This is a genomic window from Caulobacter sp. BE264, assembly GCF_031457805.1.
Lineage (GTDB): Bacteria > Pseudomonadota > Alphaproteobacteria > Caulobacterales > Caulobacteraceae > Caulobacter.
Map to the genome: position 1 here is coordinate 19,681 of NZ_JAVDXI010000003.1, position 21,979 is coordinate 41,659.

Here is a 21,979-nt window from a genome sequence, read left to right on the forward strand (position 1 = left end):
GACGGGCGCGCCCACCGAGAATGTCCGCCGGGCCGTGCCGCCCTATCGGCGTGGGACCCTCTTACGCCCTTAGGTCGGCCACGTTTCGGGACTCATCGCCAGCACCTCGCCGGCCAGGTAGAGCGATCCGCAGATCAGCACGTGCGGAACCGGCTCAAGCTGGAGCGCGCGATCAAGCGCCTCTTCCACCGAATCGCAGGCGCAAGCCCGCAGGCCGGCCAGCTCGGCGGCGGCGGCCGTGTCGGCGGCGCTGGCGGCGGCGTGGCCCTCGAAGGTCACGGTGAAGGCCTTGCTCGCCACGCCCCGGAAAGCGCCGAAGAAGCCGGCGGCGTCCTTGTTGGCCAGGAGGCCCGAGATCAGCGCCACGGGTCGACCGTCCCGGGCCGCCAGGTCGGCGACGGCGCGGGCGACGGCCAGGCCGGCGTGCGGATTATGGCCGCCGTCCAGCCAGAGATCCGCCCCCGCCGCCTTGGCGCGCTCGGCCAAAGGGCCGGCGGTCAGGCGCTGAAAACGGGCAGGCCAGACGGTCGATTCCAGGCCCCGAGCCATGGACGCCTCGTCGATTCGCGGGTCGTCCAGGGCCAGCAGGGCGGCGACGGCGAGACCGGCGTTGGCGAACTGATGTTCCCCCGGCAGCGAAGGCGCAGGCAGGTCCAGCAGACGGTCCTCCATCTGGACAAGCAGGCGGCTACGCTCACGCCAGGCGTCGAAGTCGCGGCCCATCAGGGTGAGTGACACCCCGGCGCGATCAGCGGCGGTCTCGATGACGGGCTCGGCCTCCTCGTGCTGGCGGGCCGAGACGGCGGGCGCGCCCGGCTTGATGATTCCCGCTTTTTCGCCGGCGATCTGGCCGATCGTGTCACCGAGGAATTCGCGGTGATCCAGATCGACCGGGGCGATCACGCTGACCTTGGGCGTCACGACATTGGTGGCGTCAAGGATCCCGCCAAGGCCCACCTCGACGATGCAGAGATCAGCCGGGACCTCGGCGAAGGCGAACAGGGCGGCGGCTGTGGTGATCTCGAAGAAGGTGATCGGCAGGCCGGCGTTGGCCTGCTCGACGCGGTCCAGCACCTCGGCCAGATGGTCGTCGGTGATCAGTTTCCCCGCCAGGCGGATGCGTTCGGAAAAGCGCACCAGATGCGGCGAGGTGAAGACGTGGACCTTCAGCCCCGCGGCCTCGGCCATGGCCCGCAGGAAGGCGACCGTCGAGCCCTTGCCGTTGGTGCCGGCCACGTGGATCACCGGCGGCAGGCGATCCTGCGGGTCGCCCAGCGCGGCGCAGAGACGCCGCATCCGGTCCAGCGACAGGTCGATCAGCTTGGGATGCAGCGCCTGAAGCCGCGCGAGGGCGGCGTCGTGAGCGCGGAGGTGATCGGTCACGCCGAAGCTTACGCCGCCCTGCGCTTGCGGCCCATCATCAGGGTGCCCAGCAGCGAGCCCAGGACCTCCGGCAGCTCCTTGCGGTGCGTGACGCGGTCGACCATGCCCTTTTCGACGAGGTACTCCGAGCGCTGGAAGCCCGGCGGCAGGGTCTCGCGGATGGTCTGCTCGATGACGCGCGGGCCGGCGAAGCCGATCAGGGCGCCCGGCTCAGCCAGGTGGATGTCGCCCAGCATGGCGTAGGAGGCGGTGACACCGCCGGTGGTGGGGTCGGTGAGGACCACGACGTACGGCAGGGCCGCGTCCTTCAGCTCGTTGATGGCCAGCGTCGTGCGGGCCATCTGCATCAGCGACAGCGCGCCTTCCTGCATGCGGGCGCCGCCGGCCGCCGTGAACGCGATCAGCGGGACCTGACGTTCCAGCGCGGCCTTGGCGGCGGCGATGAAGCCCTCACCTGCGGCCATGCCCAGCGAGCCGCCCATGAAGGCGAAGTCCTGCACCAGCACCACGGCGTCGACGCCGGCGATCTTGCCAAAGCCAATGGCCATGGCGTCCGGCTCGCCGGTCGCCTTGCGGGCGGCGGCCAGACGGTCCTTGTAGGGTTTGCCGTCCGAGAACTTCAGCGGGTCCTCGACGACCGGCGGGGTCGGCAGGGCCTCGTACTGGCCTTCGTCGAAGGTGAACTTGAAGCGGGCTTCCGGCCCGATCCGCATGTGGCGACCGGCCGGCGTGACCCACAGGGCCGCCTCCAGGTCGGAGCGGAAGATCATCTCGCCCGTATCGGGGCACTTGACCCAGAGGTTCTCGGGCGTCTCACGCTTGGCGAACGCGCCGCGCACGCCGGGGGCGATCCGCGACAGCCAACCGCCGCCTCGGCGGTCGCCCGCTTGTTTCTTGTCGCCCTTCTTCGGGTCCTGGGGTTCAGCCATAGCCATAGCCTTAAAGCCTCACTTCGTCCCGACTCGCGCCGAACGCACAGCCTTAGCCAGCTCCGACGCTTTTAGAAGAACCTTCTCGGTCACGTTTTCGTTCAACTGCGCTGCGGACTCGATTTCATCCACAAGCGCGGAGCCCACGACGGCCGCGTCGGCCACCTTGGCGACGGCGGCGGCCTGGTCCGGGGTACGGATGCCAAAGCCCACGGCGACCGGCAGGCCCGAGGCCTTGCGCAGGCGCTCGACGGCGGGAGCCACATCGGCGGCGTCCGCCGACTTCACGCCGGTCACGCCGGCGACCGAGACGTAATAGACGAAGCCCGAGGTCCGGCGCACCACCATCGGCAGGCGCGCGTCGTCGGTGGTCGGGGCCGCCAGGCGGATCAGGGCGATCCCTTCGGCTTCCAGGGCGTCCGACAGCGGGTCGGCCTCTTCGGGCGGGCAGTCGACGATGATCAGGCCGTCGACCCCGGCCTTGGCGGCCAGGCCAGCGAAGGTCTCGAAGCCCTTGTTCAGCACCGGGTTCAGATAGCCCATCAGGATGACCGGCGTGTCCTGATCGCCTTCGCGGAAGGCGGCCACGAGATCCAGCGTCCCCTGCAGGGTCATGCCCGACTTCAGGCCCCGCTGGGCGGCGCGCTGGATGGTCGGCCCTTCAGCCATGGGGTCCGAGAAGGGAAAGCCCAGCTCGATCAGGTCGGCGCCGGCGGCCGGCAGGCCCTTGAGCACCTCAAGGGTGGTGGCGGCGTCGGGATCTCCGGCCATGACATAAGTCACGAAGCCGGCGCGGCCTTCGGCCTTCAGCGCCGCAAAGCGGCGGTCGATACGGTCTTTGGTCACGCGAGGTCGGTCCTAGATCTTGCGCCCGAGGGCTTCGGCCACCGTGAAGATGTCCTTGTCGCCGCGACCGCAGAGATTCATCACCACGATCTTGCCCTTGCCCAGCTCCTGGGCGATCTCGCCGACCCGGGCCAGGGCGTGGGCCGGCTCCAGCGCCGGGATGATGCCTTCGAGGGTCGAGCACAGCTGGAAGGCCGCCAGGGCCTCCTCATCCGTGGTCGAGACATATTCGGCGCGGCCGATCTCGTGCAGGAACGAGTGCTCTGGGCCGATGCCCGGATAGTCGAGACCCGCCGAGATCGAGTGGGCGTCGATGATCTGGCCGTCGTCGTCCTGCAAGAGATAGGTGCGGTTGCCGTGCAGCACGCCCGGACGCCCGCCGGTCAGCGAGGCGGCGTGCTTGTCGGTCGACACGCCATGGCCGGCCGCCTCGACGCCGATCAGGCGCACGCCCTCGTCGCCCAGGAACGGGTGGAACAGGCCGATGGCGTTGGAGCCGCCGCCGATGCAGGCGACCACCGCGTCGGGCAGGCGGCCTTCCATCTCCAGGATCTGTTCGCGGGCTTCGGCGCCGATCACGCTCTGGAAGTCGCGGACCATCACCGGATAGGGGTGCGGGCCGGCGGCGGTGCCGATCAGGTAGTAGGTGTCATGCACGTTGGTCACCCAGTCGCGCATCGCCTCGTTCATGGCGTCCTTCAGGGTGCCCGTCCCGGAGCTCACCGGGCGGACTTCCGCGCCCAAGAGGTTCATGCGGAAGACGTTCGGCTTCTGACGCTCGACGTCGGTGGCGCCCATATAGACGACGCAGGGCAGGCCAAAGCGGGCGCAGACGGTGGCGGTGGCCACCCCGTGCTGGCCGGCGCCCGTCTCGGCGATGATCCGGGTCTTGCCCATGCGCATGGCCAGGAGGATCTGGCCCAGGGCGTTGTTGATCTTGTGCGAGCCGGTGTGGTTCAGCTCGTCGCGCTTGAAATAGATCTTGGCCCCGCCGAAGTGCTCGGTCAGGCGCTCGGCGAAATAGAGCGGGCTCGGCCGGCCGGCGTAGTGGGTGTTGTAGCTCTTCAGCTGCGCCTGGAATTCCGGGTCGGCCTTGGCGTCGGCATAGGCCTTGCCCAGGTCCAGGACCAGCGGCATCAGGGTCTCGGCGACATAGCGGCCGCCGAACCCGCCAAAGCGGCCCTCCGCATCGGGATAGGCCGAGTAGTCATTGGGTTTCGCAGGAGCGTTCACGAGGGCTTCCAAGCTGGGCTTTTCAGTCTTTGGCGCGTTTGACGGCGTCGAGAAACGCCGTGATCAGAGCCGGGTCCTTTAGGCCGGGACCACGCTCCACGCCAGAAGAAACGTCCACGAGCGGCGTTCCGGAGGTCTTGATGGCCTCGCCGACGTTCCAGGGATCGAGGCCGCCGGCCAGGAAATGCGGCCGCGAAAAGCGCCGTCCGGCCAGCAGGCCCCAATCGAAGCGGGCGCCCGTGCCGCCGGGCAGGGCCGAGCCTTCCACCGGCTTGGCGTCGAACATCAGGTGCTCGGTCACACCATCGAAAGCGGCCGCCTGGTCGACATCCGCCTGCGACGACACCGAGAACGCCTTGATCACCCCAACGCCGGCCCGGGCGGCGATCTCGCGAACCCGCGAGGGCGTCTCCTTGCCGTGGACCTGGATGAGGTCCGGCCGCATCGTGGCCATCAGGCGGTCGATCAGCGCATCGTCCGGATCGACCGTGACGGCCACGGTGCGCACGCCCCGGCCGCGAACCGGCTCGACCAGCCGCGCGGCGGCCTCGGGCGCGATGTTGCGCGGGCTCTTGTCGAAGAAGACGAACCCTAAGAACAGGGTGCCGCCGTCGAGGGCGGCCTTCACCGTCTCGGGCGTCGACAGTCCGCAGATCTTGGCCCCATGGGCGGAAATGCTCATCGCCGGGGAGTTACGGGCGGGGAAGCCGCCGCGCAACCCCAGCAGTGCTCATTGCAGCGTGAAGACCCCGTTCACCGCCCGCCATTCGCGAGGGCTGATCAGACGGTTATGCGCGATCCGCACCGAATGCAGCACCCCGTCCAGCTCCTTGGCCCAGAAGTCCAGGAACCCTTTCAGGGTCGGGAATTTCGGCGCCAGATCATACTCCTGCCAGACATAGAGCTGCAGCAGGGCGGGGTGATCGGGCAGGTGGTAGTGAATTTCGGCCGTGGTCAGGCCATAGCCCATCATCTGCAGCTCGAACGCCTTACTCGCCATCCAAGAGCCTCCGACAAACGTTCCGACGCAAGAAGATTTGGCCGACTTGGCGAGTCGCTCAAGAGGCGCGTTGTCGCGGCGGCGGGCGCGAACTGGGCGAGCGCTGCTCCCTGAAAATCTCCCTTCCCCTTGATGGGGAAGGGCGGGGGTGAAAAATCCTCCCCCCAGCGGGGGAGGTGTCCGCGCAGCGGACGGAGGGGGGGAAGTGCTGCTGAACCGGCCTCTTCCCCCTCCGTCGTCTCTTCGAGCCGACACCTCCCCCGCTGGGGGGAGGATTTTGGGAACATGCGTCCGCCGCTTCACGCGGCGTGACCGCTGAAGGTGCTGGGGAGGCGACGGAGCGGCCGGGCGAACCCGGAGACCGTGAGTGTGTTTTGCGTTTCGGCTCGACAGTCCGCTCCGCCAGGTTGTTCTTGCCCGTGAGGATGGGGGGCGTGAGCGTCTTTCAGCTCGGGACCCCAGGAGCCCCCGGACGGGCGCGGACCAACTGGAGCGGCTACATCCGTGTCCAGCCCGACGATCCACGATAGGCGGCTTGTACGATCACCGCCCTGTCGCTCCGCGCTCGGCTAACGCCCCGGCCTTCGTGTGGTCCCGGATCTATCCACGAACAGACCACCACCCGAACCGAGCGCGCGCCCACGCGGCCCCGCTCAACCTAGCCCCGCCGCCGTATTGGGCCGGATCCATACGCCCTCCCCCGCGACGGGGATGGCTATGATTATGGGCTGACATTTTTGGCCGGGGATAAGTTTGGACGCAAAAGTGAGAAGGCATTGATTTCATTGGGATCAGCTTCGCCAATTCCGAGCGTTCACGGCGCCCAATCCCCTCTCCCAGAGGGAGAGGGTGGCCGCGAAGCGGTCGGGAGAGGGGTTTCAAAGCCGCCGCCCTGCCGGCGCTCCGGCCGAGGCCTTACCCCCTCTCCCCGGCCCTCTCCCCATGGGAGAGGGGGCGCGTGGTGTTTCCTTCCCTGCAGGGACAGGACTCAATCCCTCACCCCTCGCCGTCGTCCACCGGCTGATCGTAGGCGGCCATCATGGCCATGTTCAGGATCTTGGACACCGAGGCCGACAGCGGCGCGATCTGCACCGACTTTGAAAGGCCCAGCAGCACCGGACCGATCACCGTGGCGCCGCCCAGCGACTGCACCAGCTTGGTCGAGATCGAGGCGGCGTGGATGGCCGGCATGATCAGGATATTGGCGCTGTCGGTCAGGCGCATGAACGGATAGTTGGCGCGCTTTTCCGGATCCAGGGCCAGCTCGGGCGGCATCTCGCCTTCGTATTCGAAGTCGACCTCCATCTCGTCCAGCATGGCGACGGCCTCGCGCACCTTCTCCGAGCGCAGCCCCATCGGATTGCCGAAGGTCGAGTAGCTCATGAACGCCACGCGCGGCTTGAAGCCCAGACGCTTGACGGCGCGCGCGGCCTCGCAGGCGATCTCGACCAGCTCCTCGGCCTCGGGCAGTTCGGTGACGTTGGTGTCGGCCACAAACAGGGTGTGCCCCTTGGCCAGCACCACCGACATGCCCATGATCCGGCCGCCCGGCGCCGGGTCGACGACGCGCAGCACCTCTTCCAGCGCCTGGTCGAAGCTGCGGGTGACGCCGGTGACCATGCCGTCGGCCTCGCCCAGGGTGACCATCGAGGCGGCGAAGCTGTTGCGGTCCTGGTTGATCAGGCGCTGGACGTCGCGCTTCAGATAGCCCTGGCGCTGCAGGCGGGCGTACAGGGCGTCGACGTAATCTGGATTACGTTCGGAAAGACGCGCGTTGATGATCTCAAGGCCTGCGGTGTCAGGGTCCAGGCCCACCAGGCGCATGTTCTCGTGCACCAGGTTTTCGCGGCCGCAGAGGATGGCCTTGCCGAAGCCGCCGCTCTGATAGGCGTAGGCGGCGCGGATGACGCTGGGGTCCTCGCCCTCGGCGAAGACGATCCGCTTGGGATTGGCCAGCACCGAGCCGGAGATCTTCTGCAGGAAGCCGGCGGTGGGATCCAGGCGCTGGGCGAGGCTCGCGCGATAGGCGTCCATGTCGGCGATCGGCTTGCGGGCCACGCCCGTGTCCATCGCCGCCTGGGCGACGAACGGCGGCACGTACCAGATCAGGCGCGGGTCGAAGGCCGAGGGAATGATATAGTCCGGCCCGAACTTCAGCTGGCGACCGTGATAGGCGGCGGCGACCTCGTCCGGCACGTCCTCGCGCGCCAGCATGGCCAGGGCCTGGGCGCAGGCGATCTTCATCTCGTGGTTCACACGGCGGGCCCGCACGTCCAGCGCGCCGCGGAAGATGTAGGGGAAGCCCAGGACGTTGTTGACCTGGTTGGGATAGTCGCTGCGGCCCGTGCCCATGATCGCGTCCTTGCGGACCCGCTTGACCTCTTCAGGCGTGATCTCCGGATCAGGATTGGCCATGGCGAAGATGACCGGGTTGGGGGCCATCGAGGCGATCATCTCGGGCGTGAAGGCGCCCTTGGCCGACAGGCCCAAGAGCACGTCGGCGCCGACCACGGCCTCGGCCAGCGTGCGCTTGTCGGTCTCGACCGCGTGGGCGCTCTTCCACTGGTTCATGCCCTCGGTGCGGCCGCGATAGAGCACGCCCTTGGAGTCGACGGCGATGCAGTTCTCGGCCCGCACACCCATGGCCTTGATCAGCTCCAGCGAGGCGATGCCGGCCGCGCCGGGGCCGTTCAGCACGACCTTCACGTCCTCGATCTTCTTGCCGGTGATGTGGCAGGCGTTGATCAGGCCGGCGGCGCAGATGATCGCTGTGCCGTGCTGGTCGTCATGGAACACCGGGATGTCGAGCAGTTCCTGCAGCTCGGTCTCGATGCGGAAGCACTCGGGGCTCTTGATGTCCTCCAGATTGATGCCGCCGAAGGTGACGCCGATGTTCTTGACCACCGTGATGATCTCGTCGGGGTCCTTGGTGGTCACCTCGATGTCGATCGAGTCGACGTCGCCGAAGCGCTTGAAGAGAACGCTCTTGCCTTCCATCACCGGCTTGGAGGCCAGGGCCCCCAGGTCCCCCAGGCCCAGGATCGCGGTGCCGTTCGAGATCACCGCCACCAGGTTGCCCTTGGAGGTGTACTCGTAGGCCATGTCCGGATCGGCGGCGATCGCATGGACGGGCACGGCGACGCCGGGCGAATAGGCCAGGCTCAGGTCACGCTGGGTGGCCATCGGCTTGGTCGGCACGATGGCGATCTTGCCGGGCGTCGGGTGACGATGGAAGGCCAGCGCCTCCGCGTCCGTGAAGGTCTTGCGTTCCGCGTCGCTCATCCGGCGTTCCCCATTCCTGCTGCGCAAGTCGATGAAGGGGCGCGCCGATCAATGCGGACACGCCCTTATATGTCCTCACCGTAACGAGGGGGGACGGACCTCACAACCGGGTGAGCGTGCGAAAATCCCAGCAAACGCTTGTTGGACTTGGCGTTGCGTCAAGCCCGGCGCCGCTGCGGAAGGCCGCGCGAGGTTGACCTGAAGGGGCGGAACGGGTGATTTGCCGACGGTCTGTTTTCTCCTGGAGTCCGCCTTGTCCCAGCCCGTGAAGATCGCGATCGCCGGCGCCAACGGCCGTATGGGCCGGGCGGTGGCCCAGGCCCTAGAGGGCCGGGCCGACGCCGTGGTGGCCGCGCGCTTCGAGCGTCCCGGTGTCGAGGGCGACGGCTTGGTCGCGCGCGAGGCCGCCCTGGCCGCCGCCGAGGCGGTGATCGACTTCACCCTGCCCGAGGCCTCGGTCGCCCTGGCCGAGGAGGCTGCGGCCAAGGGCGGACCGGCGCTGGTGATCGGCTCGACCGGGTTCTCGGACGAGCAACTGGCCCGCATCGACGCGGCCGCGCGTCAGATCGTCATCGTCCGCTCAGGCAACTATTCGCTGGGCGTCAACATGCTGATGGGCCTGGTGCGCCAGGCCGCCGCCGCCCTGCCGGCGCAGGACTGGGACATCGAGGTCTTCGAGGCCCATCACAAGCGCAAGATTGACGCGCCCTCGGGCACGGCGCTGATGCTGGGCGAGGCCGCCGCCGACGGGCGGGGCGTGGCCCTCTCCGAGGTCGCCGACCGGGGCCGCGACGGCGTCACCGGCCCGCGCAAGGAAGGCGACATCGGCTTTTCGGTCGTGCGCGGCGGCGGGATCATCGGCGAGCACAGCGTGATCTTCGCCGGCGAGAGCGAGAGCCTGACCCTGTCCCACTCGGCCATCGACCGAGGCCTTTTTGCGCGCGGGGCCATCGCCGCGGCCGTCTGGGTCAAGGGCCAGCCGCCGGGCCTCTACGACATGCAGGACGTGCTGGGCTTCAGGAAATAGGGATCCAAAGCTTGGCCGGGGGGCTTTGTTAGGACACCAGACGCCAGGACGTGATGGCACGACCCTCGACCGATCCGACTCCAGACAACGCGGCCAGACCCACGGCCAGCACGCGCGCGCGCCTGGTTGATCTGGGCCTGGAGGCGGTATCGCTGTCGATGATGGCGTGCATCGCCTCCGGACTCTTCGTCTGGTCGGGCCGGCGCGAGATCAGTCGCGAGCTGGCCGAGTCCTGGCTGAGCGAGCGTGGAATCGAGGCGGCCGTCCAGCTGGAGGACGTCGACGCCACCGGGTTCGTCGGCAAGGTGCGCCTGGGTCCGCGCAGCGCGCCGATCTTCGCCGCCGAGCGCCTGGAGGTCGCCTACGACCTGTCGACGCCCTGGAGCGGGGGGGCGTTCGGGATCCAGACCAAGGCCGTGCGCCTGGTGCGGCCGCGGATCGCCGCCACCCTGGACGACAAGGGCCTGCGGCTGGGCGCCTTGCAGCCGCTGATCGACGAGGCGCTGAAGGCCCCGCGCCGGCCCGAGGTTCCGGGACCTGCGGTGCTGATCGAAGGCGCGCGGCTGGACCTGACCACGCCCGGCGGTCGCGCGCGGATCACCGGCGACGCCAGCCTGGACGACGGCCAATTGCGGCGCCTGGACGCGCGCCTTGCGCCGCTGCGCTATGCGGTCAAGGACCTGGCGATCGACGCCAAGGGTGCGACGGTCAGCGCCCGCAAGCGCGGCGACCGGCTGACGATCGACATCACCCTGGCGCTGAACAGCCTGGAGGCCGAGGCGGCCGATTTGGCCGGAACCACCGCCCGGCTCAGCGCGGACCTGCCCTATCCGAATCTCGCCCGCACGACCGCGCGGGGCCCGCTGGCGGCCCAACTGGCTCTGCGCGCCGACGGCGCCCGGCTGAACGACAGCCAGGCCGAAGGGCTTGACGCCGACCTCTCCTGGAGCGGACGCCTGGACGGCGGGCCGCAGGACTTCGCCTTCATGGGCAAGGGCCGCGCGGCTCTGCGTGGCGAGCGGCTTTCAGCCCCGTCGCTACAGGCGCGGGACATCTCCCTGGCGCTGGACCTCGCTCGCGTCGTGGGCGGGCGTCGTGATGGCCGGTTCAACCTGTCCGGCGCGACCACCGCCGACCTCCGCGCCGGACAGGCGATCGCGGGCGGCGTTGCGGTGCGGAACCTGCGTGGCCAAGGCGCGTCGGAAAGCCTGGCCCTGGTGACGGACGCGGAAGGGACGCGTCTCGACGGACCCCTGAAGATCGAGACCAACGCCGATCGGCTGGCCATGGGCGCCCTGGCCCTCGCGTCAGCGCGTCTCGCCGCCAGGGGTCGGATCGGCCACAACGCTCAAGGCCTGACGCTCAGTCTTGCGGGCGGAGCCTCTGGCGCGAGCGGGATCGCCGGGCCCGACGCGGACCGGTTCGCGGCCCTGATCCCCAATCCCGCCTACAGCGCGCCGCTGAGCCGGGCGCTTCGCACGTTCGAGCTGGCCGCGCCTGGCCTTGGCCTGGAGATCGCCGACGGACGTACGCGCGTCGCCCTGTCGCGCGAGGCACGCCTGAGCGCCCCGAATGGCGTCGCCCTGACCGCCGCCGCGCCCGGGGGGCTGCTCTTGGACGCCGGGCCAAACGGCGCGCGCGGCGGCCTGCGGGCGACCCTCTCTGGCGGCGACCTGCCGACGGTGCGGTTGGCGGCGAGCGACTGGCGTGCGACCGGCGGCGTCGTGACGTCCCCGCTGTCCATCGCCACGGAGGGCTTCGACCTGCCCCCGATCCAGGGCGTGACCGGTCAGATCGACGGCCGGGCGCGGATCGCGGGCGGGCGCTTCACCCTGGCCACGCGTCAGTGCGCGCCGATCACGGCCAAGGGCTACGCTCTGGGTGAAAGCCCGGTGACCGACCTTAAGGCCCTTATTTGCCCAACCGCCGCGCCGCTGCTGGCCGCCGGACCGGACGGCTGGAGCGCGGCGCTGCGCTTCCAGGACGGCGAGGGCGAGCTGGCCAGCGCCCAGGCGCGCCTGCAGACGATCCAGGGCGAGGCGACGCTGGGCGGCTCGGGCGGCTTCGAGCGCGCCCAGGTGCAGGTCGACAGCGCCGCCGCCGCCGACGCCGCGCCAGAGCGCCGCTTCAATCCCATCCTCGCCAAGGGACGCCTGGGCCTGTCGAACGGCCTGTGGACGGGCGGCTTCCAGGCCACGACGCCCGTCGGCGCGCCGCTCGGCGAAATCCGCCTGCGTCACGTCGTGGCCACCGGCAAGGGACAGGCCGACATCGACGCCTCTCGGCTGGCTTTTGCGCCCGGCGGACTTCAGCCGTCGGAGCTGTCGCCGATGGCCGCCTTCGCGCGCGAGGCCAAGGGCGCCGCGAGCTTCACCGGCGTCTTCGCCTGGAATCCGGACGGCGCGACCAGCCGGGGACGCCTGGTCGCCGACAAGATCGACTTCACCAGCCCGATCGGCTTCGTCGCCACCCTGGACGGCGCGATCGACTTCACCAGCCTGGCGCCGCTGGCCAGCGCCCCGCGCCAGACGATGCAGGTCGTGAAGATCGATTCGCTGGTGCCGCTCACCGGCGTCGAGTCGGTGTTCCAGCTGGGCGCGGAGATGCTGCACATCTCCAAGGCGACGTTCGAGGCCGCCAAGGGCCGCGTGTCGATCGAGCCTATCGATGTGCCTTTGGCCGCGGACAAGACGATCAAAGGCGCCGTGGTGATCGAACATCTGGACCTTGGCGAACTGATCGCCGCCTCGTCCCTGGCCGATCGCATCAAGATCGACGCCGTGGTCGACGGCCGCCTGCCCTTCACCTTCGGGCCGGAAGGTCTTCGGTTCCAGGACGGAAAGGTCCGCGCCATCCAACCCGGAAGGCTGGAGATCGCCCGGACGGCGCTCTCGAACGTCGCCGCCAGTCCGGCCGACGCGCCGGGCGCGCCGCCGACCCAGGCCTCCGGCCAGATCAACGCCATCCAGGACTTCGCCTATCAGGCCATGGAGAACCTGGCGTTCGACCAGCTGGAGGCCGGGGTCAACAGCACCGACAACGGCCGTCTGGGCATCCTCTTCCATGTGAAGGGCCAGCACGCGCCGAAGGTGGCCGAAAAGGCCAAGGTCGGGATTCTCGACCTTCTGCGCGGCCGCGCGTTCGACAAGCGCATCGCCCTGCCGGCCAAGACGCCCGTGGACCTGACCCTCGACACGTCGCTGAACTTCGACGAGCTTCTGGACGCTTGGCGGCGTTCGTTCGCCGGCGAGGATCCCGACCCGCCCCGTTCAGGTCCGGTTCAACCGTGACCCGTCACCCTGCATCCGAACTGGAGACCAGACGCATGAGAAAGCGCGCCCTCTTGATGGCCCTGATCGCGACGGGAGCGCTCGGCGCGGCCGCGTGCACACCGACCGTCCGCGTGAAGGTCGACCCGATCAACATCTACGCCAAGCTGGACGCCGACGTGCGCGTGCGACTGGACAAGGAAGTCCAGTCGCTGATCCAGCAAAACCCCAACCTGTTCTAAGCAAGGAGGACCGACATGATCCGCAAGACGATGACGGTTCTGGCTCTGGGCCTGGCGATGACCGCCGCTGGCGCTGGCCTGGCCATGGCCCAATCGGCCGCCGCCAAGGCGACGGTCGACGCCGCCAAGACGGCGGGCACGGTCGGCGAACAGGCCGACGGCTATCTGGGCATCGTGTCCGGGGGCGACGGGGCTCTGCGCGCCGCCGTGGCCGAAATCAACACCGGCCGCGCCGCCGCCTACAAGGACATCGCCGCCAAGACCGGCGTGACCCCCGAGGCCGCCGGCCAGGCCACCGCCAAGCAGCTCTATGCTCGCCTCGCGCCCGGCCAGTACTGGAAGCCTCTCGACGGCGGCTGGATCAAGAAATAGTCCGCTGGCGTTCCGACCAAAAAGAAGGGCGGCCTCCGTGAGGAGACCGCCCTTTCGTTGTTACGCACCGTCTTGCGTTTACGGGGTCTGCCGCGCGGGCGAGGGCTGGGTGTCATAGCGCTGCGCTTCGGCCGGCGTCTGAACGCCGTTGTTGACCTCCACCGACGCCAGATCGTCAGCGCGGTAGCTCCAGGCGCCGAACAAGGCCAGCGCCGCCAGAACGGTAGAGACGATCAGGACCCAGAAGACATGCTTGCCCCAACGGCCCTGGCGCGCGCGGGTAGCGTTCAGGCGCGGCACCGGCTCACGAGGCGCGGTGTGATGGTGAATATCGGCTGGCATGACTGCGACCTCCTAGGGTGTCCACATTTGCATGGCGTCCGCGCGTTGGTGGTCGTGGAAGGCCTGCACCGTCCCAGCGGAGGCTCCCATCACGACGATCACAGCAACGGCCATGATCCGCGAACGGGTTCTTTTTTGACGCTGGCTTAGCGTCGAAACGAAAACTGTACCGCCATGCTCGGCCACATAATTGCGGATCACGACGTTGCTCCCCTGCCCGGCGGACCCAATGTCCGGCCCTGCAATTTCAACGTCTTGCGTCTGAGCCCGTTCCGTCGAAACGGCTGCGAACGCGCCGGCCAAAAAATTTAATCGCACCTGGGAACCACCCCCACGCGGAATCGTTTTATGATTGCGAAGGCGGCGACGCCCCCCCGACTTGAGATCAGCGAAAGCTGATCGGCCGCCTTCGCACCCCCCTTTGTTGATGCGAACTCAAGGCGGACCGGCTTGTCGGGCCGCCTTTCTTCGTCGCGTTCTGCGTAGCGATGCGTTCACTCTCTGGCGCTGCCGCCCGCGCCCGTCAGCCGGGCGCGAGCTCGAACAGCACGTCAGCGCGTCGACGCAGGGGCGCGGCGGCTCCAGACGCGGAAACCGAGCCTGCATCGCCGACCGCGCCCATATCGACCTGCACATCCTGGAAGCCAACGCGGGCCAGGGCCTGGGACACGGCTTCAGCCCGGCGACGAGACAGCGCAAGGTTGGCGGCCGGCGCGCCCAAGGCGTCAGCGAGGCCCACGACGCGGACCGAACGCACGACGCAGCCTTGCGCCTGCGTCCTGGCGTTCCTCAGAACCATGCGCGCCTCGCGGGTGAGGACGGCGCTGTCACGGTCGAAATAGATCGACGACTGGAAACTCATGCAAACCGGCGGGGCCGCCATCACCGGCTTTCGGAGCACACGGAACGGTCCATCCGACTGCGCGCATCCCGCCAACGCCAGGAGCATGCCGCTGAAGATCATGGTTCTTAGGGTCTTCATGCCAAATCCCCTTGGCGATCCCAGTATGAGAAAGGCGACCGGCCGGGCCGATCGCCTTCGCGCAGAACTTTCGCGTCACGCTCAGGAGCGGGGCGCGCCGTTCTCCCAGTAGTACCGGCCGCTACCGGCGTCGTAGTAGTAGTAACGGCCCGCGCGCTCATCGTAGTACTGTCGACGATTGACGTTGGTCGCGCCGCAGCCGCCATCCTCGCGGCAGCCCTTCACGGCGCCCGCAGTACCGCCGATCGCCGCGCCAACCGCCGCGCCGGTGCTGGCGCTGCCGCTACCCACATTGTTGCCGATCACCGCGCCGGCGATCGCGCCCAGCGCCGCGCCACCAGCGGCGTTCCGTTCCACGTTACCGGTCGAGGTGCACGCTGCGGCGAGCACACCCACGCCCATCAGGGCGATCATGGTCGTCTTCATCTTGGCTCTCCGTTTCGAGCTGTCCCAGGCCAGCTAACGGCCCCGCCGGATGAGGGTTCCACCCCGCAAGCGGAACCATGGGCGGATCGGGCCGTTGCGTCGCGGAAGTTTTCATGAGGGGGTGTGCGCATGAAGCGCATCGACGTCGTCGCCAACATCGCCTCGGGCTCGGTCGGGCCAGCGGCGCCGGAGATCGCCGAACGCCTGTTGGCCGAGCACGGCGTCAACGGCGCCGTTCACGCCCCTGAACCCGCTGATCTGGTCGACTGCCTCCGCGCCGTGATCGACGCCGCGCCGGATGCGGTTCTGGTGCTGGCGGGCGACGGAACCGCACGCGCCGCTGCGGAGATGGCGGGGGCCAACGGCCCCCTGATCGCGCCCTTGCCCGGCGGGACCATGAACATGCTGCCGCACGCGCTCTATGGCGAGCGTCCCTGGCAGGACGTGATGCGCGATTGCCTGGGCGAGGGTCAGGCGCGAGCGATCTCCGGCGGCGAGGTGGGCGGACGCCTGTTCTTCGTGGCGGCCATCCTCGGCAGCCCCGCCCTTTGGGCGACGGCGCGTGAAGCCGCTCGCGAGGGGCGAATCGACCTCGCCCTCGCCCGCGCCCGGCGCGCCTTTCGACGCGCCTTTTCCGGTCGCCTGCGCTATGCGCTCGACGGTCGTCCCAAGGGCAAGGCCGAGGCCCTGACCTTTCTGTGCCCGCTGGTGTCCAGCGCGCTCGACGCCGAGGAGCAGGCGCTGGAGGCCGCCGCCCTGGACCCCAAGGGTGCGGTTGAGGTGTTCCGCCTGGGTATGAACGCCGCGCTGGGCCAGTGGCGCGAAGATCCTTCGGTGTCGGTCGGTCGTTGTCGGTCGGGCCGCATCTGGGCCAACGGGCGAATCCCGGCCATTCTGGACGGCGAGCCTGCGCGCCTTGATCCGGAGACCTCGATCCGCTTCCGGCCCGAAGCCTTTCGCGCTCTGGTTCCGGCCAGCCAATGAAGCTGATCCAGCTTTCGGATATCCATTTTGGCGGCGAGAACGGCGAGGCGGTGACCGCCGCCGGCTCTTGGATTCGTGCGGCCGCTCCGGATCTCGTCGTGGTGGCGGGCGATATCACCCTGGACGGCAAGGCGAGCGAGTTCGATGCTGCGGCCGCGTGGCTGGGCGCCTTGCCTCGGCCGATGATCCTGACGCCGGGCAATCACGATACGCCGTTCGTTGGCCCCGGCGAGCTCTGGGAAAGGTTCACCCATCCCTGGCGACGCTTCTCCGACCGCTTCGGCCCGGAGGACGGGGCGCGCTGGCGCGGCGCCGGGGTGACCCTGTCGACGCTGAACACCGCCCGCGCCGCCCAGCTGCGCTGGAACTGGTCAAAGGGCGCCGTGGCAAACCATCAGATCCGACGGGTGGTGCGTGAGCTCCAAGCCGCCCCGGCCGGCGATCTGCGCGTTGTGGTCTGCCACCATCCGCTGATGGAGGTTCTGGGCGGACCCATGACGGCCCGCGTGCGCGGCGGTGTGGATGCGGCCAACCGGTTCGTCGGCGCTGGTGCGGATGTGATCCTCTCGGGACACATCCACCTGCCGTTCGTCACAGCGCTGCCGTTCGGGGATGGGCGAACCCACGCGATTGGCTCAGGCACTCTGTCCCATCGCGAGCGCGGCGCGGCGCCGGGATTCAACGTGATCGAAGTTGAGCCTGGCTGCGTGCGTGTGACCGCCATGGCCTATGCGGGCGGCGATTTCGAGGCTTGGCGGACTTGGGCGATCGATCGACGCGCGTGAAGGCTGCGGCGGCGCGAACACGCTCGCGCCGCCATCATCCGATCAGGTCGGCGCCGGATAGGCCCAACCCTGGGCGCCCGCCTTGGCGGCCGCGTACTGGCTGTCGGCCAGGGTCCAGTTGATCAGGTTGTCGAAGACCGCTTCCAGGAAGCCCTTCCGCAGGTTCTGGTAGTCCAGATAGTAGGCGTGCTCCCAGACGTCGGCGACGACCAGGGCCGTCAGACCTTCCGTGACCGGGCTCTCGGCGTCGTGAGTCGAGATCACCTTCAGGGCGCCCGAGGCGTCCGCGACCAGCCATACCCAGCCCGAGCCAAAGTGGCCGATGCCCTCGGCGACGAACTTTTCCTTCAGCGCGTCCAGGCCGCCAAAGGTGGCGTCGATGGCGGCGGCGAGCTCGGCGCCCGGCGCGGTCTTGGTCGGCGACAGGCCGTCCCAGAAGAAGGCGTGGTTCCAGGCCTGGGCGGCGTTGTTGAACACCTTGCCGGGGCCGGCGCTCTTGATCACCGCCTCCAGCGAGCCCTTGTCGTCGCCGTTGAGCAGGCCGTTCAGGGCGGTGACATAGGCGGCGTGGTGCTTGTCGTGATGGAAGCGCAGCGTGTTGGCCGAAATGGTCGGCTCCAACGCGTCATAGGCGTAGGGCAGGTCGGGAAGCGTGTACGGCATTTTCACTCCATGGGAAGGCGTTCCCATGAAGGGAGGAGCGGGAACGCGCGGGAAGGCATCTAGTGCGCGCAGGCGCGTAGCGTAAGCGGCTCCGCTGTCCCGAACGCTCAACTTTAGTTGAGAAATACCCTTTGAAGCCTGGGGTTTCGGTGGCCTGGAGGGTCAGCACCGCACCGCCGGGCAAGCCCGGGGCGCGGCGTTTGACGGTGTCTCAGCTCAGCGTTGCGGCGGCTTCGGATCGAGGAAGGCCTTGGCCACGGTCGCCGTCAGGCCGGGGTTCTTCAGGGCGAAGATCCCCGCAGCCAAGCCTAGGCCGATCGACATGATCGGCCGCTCGCGGACGATCTCGACGATCCTGCCGGTCATGTCGAAGCCGGCGGGCGGCGGGGCCTGGTGGCTGGCCGCGCGATGGCTCTCGACCTTGCGCGCGGCGATCATGCCCGCGATGGCGACGATCAGCGCTGCGACGGCGGCGACGATGGCCGCAGCGCCCGCCGGGGTCACCAGCGGAACCAGCAACGCATACAACGCGAAGGCCGCGGAGACGACGCTGACTGCGGCGGCGGCGGCGATCGCCGCAGCCGCCGCCAGCGTCATCAGGGTTTTTTCGAACATCAGCGGTTGTGACGGCTGCCGCCGGCGATCAGCAGGCCGATCAGAACGCCCACGCCCAGACCCGCCAGGGTGGCGGTGATCGGACGCTCACGGATGCGCTCGGCGGCGTAGGCTTGCGCCTCTTCCAGGGTCTGGCCGGCGGTGTCGGTGTAGGCGCGGCTCTGGGCGCGCAGGGTTTCAAACCCTTCCGACACGGACTTCTCGACCCGCTTGGCCGCCTCGGTCAGCGAGACGCGGGCCGCGTCGGCGGCGTGCGTGAAGCTGCGCTCGGCGTGCTCGACCGCCTCAAGAGTCGCGGTCTTGGCCTTGGCGGCTTCCTTGGCGGCGGGGGAACTGGCGGGCATGGGTCTTCTCTCCTGTTCGCGACGCGACCGACCGGGCGCTGATGACGCGCCCCGTCAACGCCGAGCTTGGCGCTAGGGTTCCAAGTTAGCGCAACGCCCCAAGCTTCACCACTGAGGAATCTCAAAGGCGCTCGCGCTAAACGCGAAGCGAGGCTAAGGTCGAATCATGGACGACGCCCCGACACCCAGCGACGATCGCCTGGAAGCCGAGCGCCTTGAGGCTGTGCGGGGTCTGGGCGTCATGGACGGCGCGGTCAACGGTCCGAAGCTATCGCGCTTGGTCCGGCTCGCGGCGCGGCTGTTCGACGCCCCCAAGGCCGCGATCGTGCTTGTGGACAAGGCGCGCATCTGGCGCGCGGCCTATGTCGGCTACGCCGGACCCGAAGGTCCCCGCCAGAACGACCTGGCCCACAAGGTGGTCACCGCCAACGCCCCTGTCGACCTGGGGGTCCCTATCCGCGATCCAGACGGGCGGCCGCTCGGCGCCCTGGTCGTGGAAGGTCCGGGCATGGGCGGCCCCGCTTCAGAAGATGATCTGCAGGCCCTGAGCGACCTCGCCGCCCTTGCGACCGAAGCCCTCTGCGGCCCCTGCGCCAAGCCGACGCTGGAGAGCGAACGCCTGGACCTGGCCATCGCCGCCGCCAGCCTGGGCGAGTTCGAGTGGTGTATCCCCACCAACACCTTCAGGATCAGCTCCCGCCTGGCCAAGCTGTCGGGCATTCCCGCAGGCGAGCTGGCCAGCCAGGACGGCGACGCCCTCTACCAGTACATCCATCCCGAGGATCGCCAGGCGGCGCGCGCCAGCGTCGATCGGCAACTGGCCGAGAGCGGCCGCTTCACCGTTGAGTACCGCCGCGCGCCGCACGAAGGCGCGGGCGAGACCTGGAACAGCGCCGCCGGCGTCATGCTGATGGGCCCCGACGGACAGCCCACGCGATTGATCGGCGTCGTCCAGGACATCACCCCTCGCAAACTGCAGGAAGAGCAGCGGGAGAGCCTGGTCGCGGAGCTGGATCACCGCATCAAGAACCTGCTGGCCGTGGTCCAGTCGGTGGCCGCCCAGTCGGCCCGCAAGTCCGCCTCGCTGGACGTGTTCCTGAAGACCTTCGCGGCGCGTCTCAAATCCATGAGCTCCGCGCATGACCTGCTCAGCGCTGCGCGGTGGCGGGGGGCGACCCTGGCGCGGATCGCCGCCGCCGAACTGGGGGGGCTGGCGCCCACCCAGACACGGTGGGATGGGCCGGAGCTGTTCCTGACGCCGCGCGCTGCGGCCGCCCTGTCGCTGGCGTTGCACGAACTGGCGGTGAACGCGGTGCGCTACGGCTCGCTGTCGACCGAGAGCGGCAAGGTCGAGGTGGTCTGGCGACGCGCGCCCGACGGCGGCTTTGCTCTGGAATGGCTGGAGACCGGCGGTCCGCCCGCCAACGCCCCCGCCACTAAGGGCTTCGGCGCCACCCTGATCGAGGACGTCGCCGGCCGCGAACTGGGCGGCTCGGCGAAGATCAACTATCGCCCGGGCGGCGTCACCGCGATGATCCAGGGCGCCGCCGAAGCTTTGGCCGACGCGCCGCCGATCGAGCCGGTCAGCGTCGCGCCTGAGCGCATCGTGGAGACCGTCGTCGCCGCCGACGAGACCGTTCGCCCCGGCGCGATCGCGGGCCTCAAGGTGCTGATCGTCGAAGACTCACTGCTTCTGGCCCTGGAGCTCGAGGCGGGGCTGGAGGACGCCGGCGTCGAGGTGATCGGGTGCGCGGCCGAGCTGGGCGAAGCGCTGGCGATGGTCGAACAGGACTTTGACGTGGCGGTGCTGGACGCCGATCTGAATGGTCAGTCCGTCGCCCCGGTGGCTGAGATCCTGCGCTCGATGGGCCGTCCGTTCGTCTTCGCCACCGGCTATGCGGACAAGGCCGCGCCGATGGGCTTCGACGCGCCGATCGTGCGCAAACCTTATAACGTGCACCAGATCGCCCGGGCCGTGGCGGGGGTCACCGGACGGGCGTAGCCACGTGTCCCCCGACCTAGGAAGGCCATCACCCCAGCACGCCCTTCTTGCGTAAGGCCTCAACCGCTTCGGCGCTCAGGCCGGCGACATCGGCCAGCACCGCGTCGGTATGTTCCCCCAGGGCCGGTCCCGGCCAGCGCACCCCACCGGGCGTTTCGGTCAACTTCGGGAAGGCGTTCTGCATCTTGATCTCGCCGAACACGGGATGCGGCACCGTCACGATCGACTCTCGCGCCACGTATTGAGGGTCCGTCAGCATGTCGGGCGCGCGGTAGATGCGGCCGGTGGCCAGGCCCGCGGCCTCGAGCTTCGGCAGCAGATCGTCGATCTCCTGATCCGCGGTCCAGGCGGCGATGCGGGCGTCGAGCTCGGCCTGATGGGCGCCGCGCGCGGCGTGGTCGCGGTAGCGCGGATCATCGGCGAGGTCCGGCCGCCCCATCAGCTCGCAAAGACGCCGGAACAGGGTGTCCTGGTTGGCGCCGATCAGAACAAGCTCGCCGCTCCTGGTCGGATAGACGTTGGACGGGGCGATCCCGGGCAGCACCGCGCCCGACCGCTCGCGGACATAGCCGGTCAGGTCATATTCGGTGACCAGGTTCTCCATCACCGTCAGCACGCTTTCATAGATGGCCGTGTCAACCACCTGTCCCCGGCCCGTTCGCTGGCGTGCGTGCAAGGCCATCATCACCCCCAGCGCCGTGTTCAGGCCCGACAGGCTGTCGCCGATCGAAATGCCGGCCCGCGCGGGCGGCCGGTCGGGCTCGCCGGTGATATGCCGCAGACCGCCCATCGCCTCGCCCACCAGGGCGTAGCCGGCGCGGCTGGAATAGGGACCGGTCTGGCCAAAGCCTGACACCCGCGCCATCACCAGCCCCGGATTGGTCTTGGCCAGGGCCTCATAGCCCATGCCCCACTTTTCCAGAGTGCCTGGCCGGAAGTTCTCGACCACCACATCAGCCTTGGCGATCAGGGCGCGGGCGATGTCCCGCCCTTCGTCCGTACGCAGATCGACGGTGACGGACTTTTTGTTACGACCGATCACCGGCCACCAGGGCGAAAGGCCTTTCGGTTTGGAGCGCCCCCATTGGCGCATCGGATCGCCAACCTTGGGGTCTTCCAGCTTGATGACCTCGGCGCCGAAATCGCCCAACACCTGACCGCAGAAGGGTCCGGCGATCAGCGACCCCATCTCGATCACCCGCAAGCCGGTCAACGGACCCTGGCCCATGCGAATTTCCCCCAAGCTTGAGGAA

General features: G+C 68.9%; 22 protein-coding genes. 7 read left to right on the plus strand and 15 right to left on the minus strand.

All coding sequences use genetic code 11. The features are described from left to right. Nucleotides 1–69 precede the first annotated feature (69 nt). From J2X45_RS08290 to J2X45_RS08325, 7 genes are all read right to left on the minus strand, one after another. Nucleotides 70–1,383, minus strand: a complete 1,314-nt coding sequence (locus J2X45_RS08290; RefSeq protein ID WP_310213657.1) for a folylpolyglutamate synthase/dihydrofolate synthase family protein — start codon at nt 1,381–1,383, stop codon at nt 70–72. 8 nt (nt 1,384–1,391) lie between these two features. Further along, the gene (locus J2X45_RS08295; RefSeq protein WP_310213660.1) at nt 1,392–2,318 is read right to left on the minus strand and encodes an acetyl-CoA carboxylase carboxyltransferase subunit beta; all 927 of its coding nucleotides are present in this window, start codon (nt 2,316–2,318) and stop codon (nt 1,392–1,394) included. A gap of 12 nt (nt 2,319–2,330) precedes the next feature. Then, entirely contained in the window at nt 2,331–3,158 is an 828-nt protein-coding gene (trpA, locus tag J2X45_RS08300) for a tryptophan synthase subunit alpha (RefSeq protein WP_310213662.1), read from the minus strand. Between the two features lie 12 nt (nt 3,159–3,170). Beyond that, the gene (gene trpB, locus J2X45_RS08305; protein WP_310213666.1) at nt 3,171–4,391 is read right to left on the minus strand and encodes a tryptophan synthase subunit beta; all 1,221 of its coding nucleotides are present in this window, start codon (nt 4,389–4,391) and stop codon (nt 3,171–3,173) included. 22 nt (nt 4,392–4,413) lie between these two features. Then, nucleotides 4,414–5,073: a phosphoribosylanthranilate isomerase gene (locus tag J2X45_RS08310; protein WP_310213667.1), complete on the minus strand. Its 660-nt coding sequence runs from the start codon at nt 5,071–5,073 to the stop codon at nt 4,414–4,416. Nucleotides 5,074–5,121: 48 nt separating this feature from the next. Next, nucleotides 5,122–5,391, minus strand: coding sequence for an usg protein (locus J2X45_RS08315; protein ID WP_310213670.1), 270 nt, complete (start codon nt 5,389–5,391; stop codon nt 5,122–5,124). A gap of 996 nt (nt 5,392–6,387) precedes the next feature. Next, a complete protein-coding gene (locus tag J2X45_RS08325) occupies nt 6,388–8,673 on the minus strand; it encodes an NADP-dependent malic enzyme (RefSeq protein WP_310213673.1) in 2,286 nt (761 codons plus the stop codon). A gap of 253 nt (nt 8,674–8,926) precedes the next feature. On the opposite strand from J2X45_RS08325, the gene dapB reads away from it, so the two are divergent. The 4 genes from dapB to J2X45_RS08345 are packed head-to-tail and all read left to right on the plus strand — an operon-like array spanning nt 8,927 to nt 13,583. Then, the gene (gene dapB / locus J2X45_RS08330; RefSeq protein WP_310213676.1) at nt 8,927–9,700 is read left to right on the plus strand and encodes a 4-hydroxy-tetrahydrodipicolinate reductase; all 774 of its coding nucleotides are present in this window, start codon (nt 8,927–8,929) and stop codon (nt 9,698–9,700) included. A 50-nt stretch (nt 9,701–9,750) separates the two neighbouring features. After that, complete coding sequence (locus J2X45_RS08335) at nt 9,751–12,990, plus strand: YdbH domain-containing protein (protein ID WP_310213679.1); 3,240 nt, start codon at nt 9,751–9,753, stop codon at nt 12,988–12,990. A 35-nt stretch (nt 12,991–13,025) separates the two neighbouring features. Then, a complete protein-coding gene (locus tag J2X45_RS08340) occupies nt 13,026–13,211 on the plus strand; it encodes a YnbE family lipoprotein (protein ID WP_024265977.1) in 186 nt (61 codons plus the stop codon). Nucleotides 13,212–13,226: 15 nt separating this feature from the next. Continuing rightward, nucleotides 13,227–13,583 carry a DUF1318 domain-containing protein gene (locus tag J2X45_RS08345; RefSeq protein WP_310213686.1) on the plus strand — a complete coding sequence of 119 codons (357 nt, stop codon included), beginning with the start codon at nt 13,227–13,229 and terminating at the stop codon, nt 13,581–13,583. Between the two features lie 78 nt (nt 13,584–13,661). Here J2X45_RS08345 and J2X45_RS08350 read toward each other — a convergent pair whose 3' ends face one another. From J2X45_RS08350 to J2X45_RS08365, 4 genes are all read right to left on the minus strand, one after another. Beyond that, complete coding sequence (locus tag J2X45_RS08350) at nt 13,662–13,925, minus strand: hypothetical protein (RefSeq protein ID WP_310213689.1); 264 nt, start codon at nt 13,923–13,925, stop codon at nt 13,662–13,664. Nucleotides 13,926–13,937: 12 nt separating this feature from the next. Next, nucleotides 13,938–14,126, minus strand: coding sequence for a hypothetical protein (locus J2X45_RS08355; protein WP_310213692.1), 189 nt, complete (start codon nt 14,124–14,126; stop codon nt 13,938–13,940). Nucleotides 14,127–14,448: 322 nt separating this feature from the next. Continuing rightward, nucleotides 14,449–14,907 (minus strand): OmpA family protein, encoded by a 459-nt coding sequence (locus J2X45_RS08360; protein WP_310213696.1) that lies wholly within the window; start codon nt 14,905–14,907, stop codon nt 14,449–14,451. Nucleotides 14,908–14,988: 81 nt separating this feature from the next. Continuing rightward, nucleotides 14,989–15,333 (minus strand): YMGG-like glycine zipper-containing protein, encoded by a 345-nt coding sequence (locus tag J2X45_RS08365; RefSeq protein WP_310213699.1) that lies wholly within the window; start codon nt 15,331–15,333, stop codon nt 14,989–14,991. A gap of 129 nt (nt 15,334–15,462) precedes the next feature. Here J2X45_RS08365 and J2X45_RS08370 point away from each other — a divergent pair, with 129 nt between their 5' ends. Both J2X45_RS08370 and J2X45_RS08375 read left to right on the plus strand, forming a co-directional pair. After that, a complete protein-coding gene (locus tag J2X45_RS08370) occupies nt 15,463–16,317 on the plus strand; it encodes a diacylglycerol kinase family protein (RefSeq protein ID WP_310213702.1) in 855 nt (284 codons plus the stop codon). Next, nucleotides 16,314–17,102, plus strand: coding sequence for a metallophosphoesterase (locus tag J2X45_RS08375; RefSeq protein ID WP_310213706.1), 789 nt, complete (start codon nt 16,314–16,316; stop codon nt 17,100–17,102). The genes J2X45_RS08370 and J2X45_RS08375 overlap by 4 nt, the downstream gene beginning before the upstream one ends. A 42-nt stretch (nt 17,103–17,144) precedes the next feature. Here J2X45_RS08375 and J2X45_RS08380 read toward each other — a convergent pair whose 3' ends face one another. From J2X45_RS08380 to J2X45_RS08390, 3 genes are all read right to left on the minus strand, one after another. Further along, complete coding sequence (locus tag J2X45_RS08380) at nt 17,145–17,765, minus strand: superoxide dismutase (RefSeq protein WP_310213708.1); 621 nt, start codon at nt 17,763–17,765, stop codon at nt 17,145–17,147. 216 nt (nt 17,766–17,981) lie between these two features. Further along, nucleotides 17,982–18,383, minus strand: a complete 402-nt coding sequence (locus J2X45_RS08385; protein WP_310214389.1) for a hypothetical protein — start codon at nt 18,381–18,383, stop codon at nt 17,982–17,984. Further along, entirely contained in the window at nt 18,380–18,724 is a 345-nt protein-coding gene (locus J2X45_RS08390; RefSeq protein ID WP_310213711.1) for a hypothetical protein, read from the minus strand. The genes J2X45_RS08385 and J2X45_RS08390 overlap by 4 nt, the downstream gene beginning before the upstream one ends. 166 nt (nt 18,725–18,890) lie before the next feature. Here J2X45_RS08390 and J2X45_RS08395 point away from each other — a divergent pair, with 166 nt between their 5' ends. Next, complete coding sequence (locus tag J2X45_RS08395) at nt 18,891–20,726, plus strand: HWE histidine kinase domain-containing protein (protein ID WP_310213714.1); 1,836 nt, start codon at nt 18,891–18,893, stop codon at nt 20,724–20,726. Nucleotides 20,727–20,754: 28 nt separating this feature from the next. Here J2X45_RS08395 and J2X45_RS08400 read toward each other — a convergent pair whose 3' ends face one another. Continuing rightward, nucleotides 20,755–21,954, minus strand: a complete 1,200-nt coding sequence (locus tag J2X45_RS08400; protein ID WP_310213716.1) for a CaiB/BaiF CoA-transferase family protein — start codon at nt 21,952–21,954, stop codon at nt 20,755–20,757. Nucleotides 21,955–21,979: the final 25 nt, after the last annotated feature.

Coding starts and splice junctions, on each gene's coding strand:
- J2X45_RS08325 (WP_310213673.1), bottom strand. CDS start 8,673: ATGAGCGACGCGGAACGCAAGACCTTCACGGACGCGGAGGCGCTGGCC.
- J2X45_RS08315 (WP_310213670.1), bottom strand. CDS start 5,391: ATGGCGAGTAAGGCGTTCGAGCTGCAGATGATGGGCTATGGCCTGACC.
- J2X45_RS08295 (WP_310213660.1), bottom strand. CDS start 2,318: ATGGCTATGGCTGAACCCCAGGACCCGAAGAAGGGCGACAAGAAACAA.
- J2X45_RS08370 (WP_310213702.1), top strand. CDS start 15,463: ATGAAGCGCATCGACGTCGTCGCCAACATCGCCTCGGGCTCGGTCGGG.
- J2X45_RS08380 (WP_310213708.1), bottom strand. CDS start 17,765: ATGCCGTACACGCTTCCCGACCTGCCCTACGCCTATGACGCGTTGGAG.
- J2X45_RS08365 (WP_310213699.1), bottom strand. CDS start 15,333: ATGAAGACGACCATGATCGCCCTGATGGGCGTGGGTGTGCTCGCCGCA.
- J2X45_RS08350 (WP_310213689.1), bottom strand. CDS start 13,925: ATGCCAGCCGATATTCACCATCACACCGCGCCTCGTGAGCCGGTGCCG.
- J2X45_RS08395 (WP_310213714.1), top strand. CDS start 18,891: ATGGACGACGCCCCGACACCCAGCGACGATCGCCTGGAAGCCGAGCGC.
- J2X45_RS08375 (WP_310213706.1), top strand. CDS start 16,314: ATGAAGCTGATCCAGCTTTCGGATATCCATTTTGGCGGCGAGAACGGC.
- J2X45_RS08310 (WP_310213667.1), bottom strand. CDS start 5,073: ATGAGCATTTCCGCCCATGGGGCCAAGATCTGCGGACTGTCGACGCCC.
- J2X45_RS08340 (WP_024265977.1), top strand. CDS start 13,026: ATGAGAAAGCGCGCCCTCTTGATGGCCCTGATCGCGACGGGAGCGCTC.
- J2X45_RS08400 (WP_310213716.1), bottom strand. CDS start 21,954: ATGGGCCAGGGTCCGTTGACCGGCTTGCGGGTGATCGAGATGGGGTCG.
- J2X45_RS08360 (WP_310213696.1), bottom strand. CDS start 14,907: ATGAAGACCCTAAGAACCATGATCTTCAGCGGCATGCTCCTGGCGTTG.
- J2X45_RS08390 (WP_310213711.1), bottom strand. CDS start 18,724: ATGCCCGCCAGTTCCCCCGCCGCCAAGGAAGCCGCCAAGGCCAAGACC.
- J2X45_RS08345 (WP_310213686.1), top strand. CDS start 13,227: ATGATCCGCAAGACGATGACGGTTCTGGCTCTGGGCCTGGCGATGACC.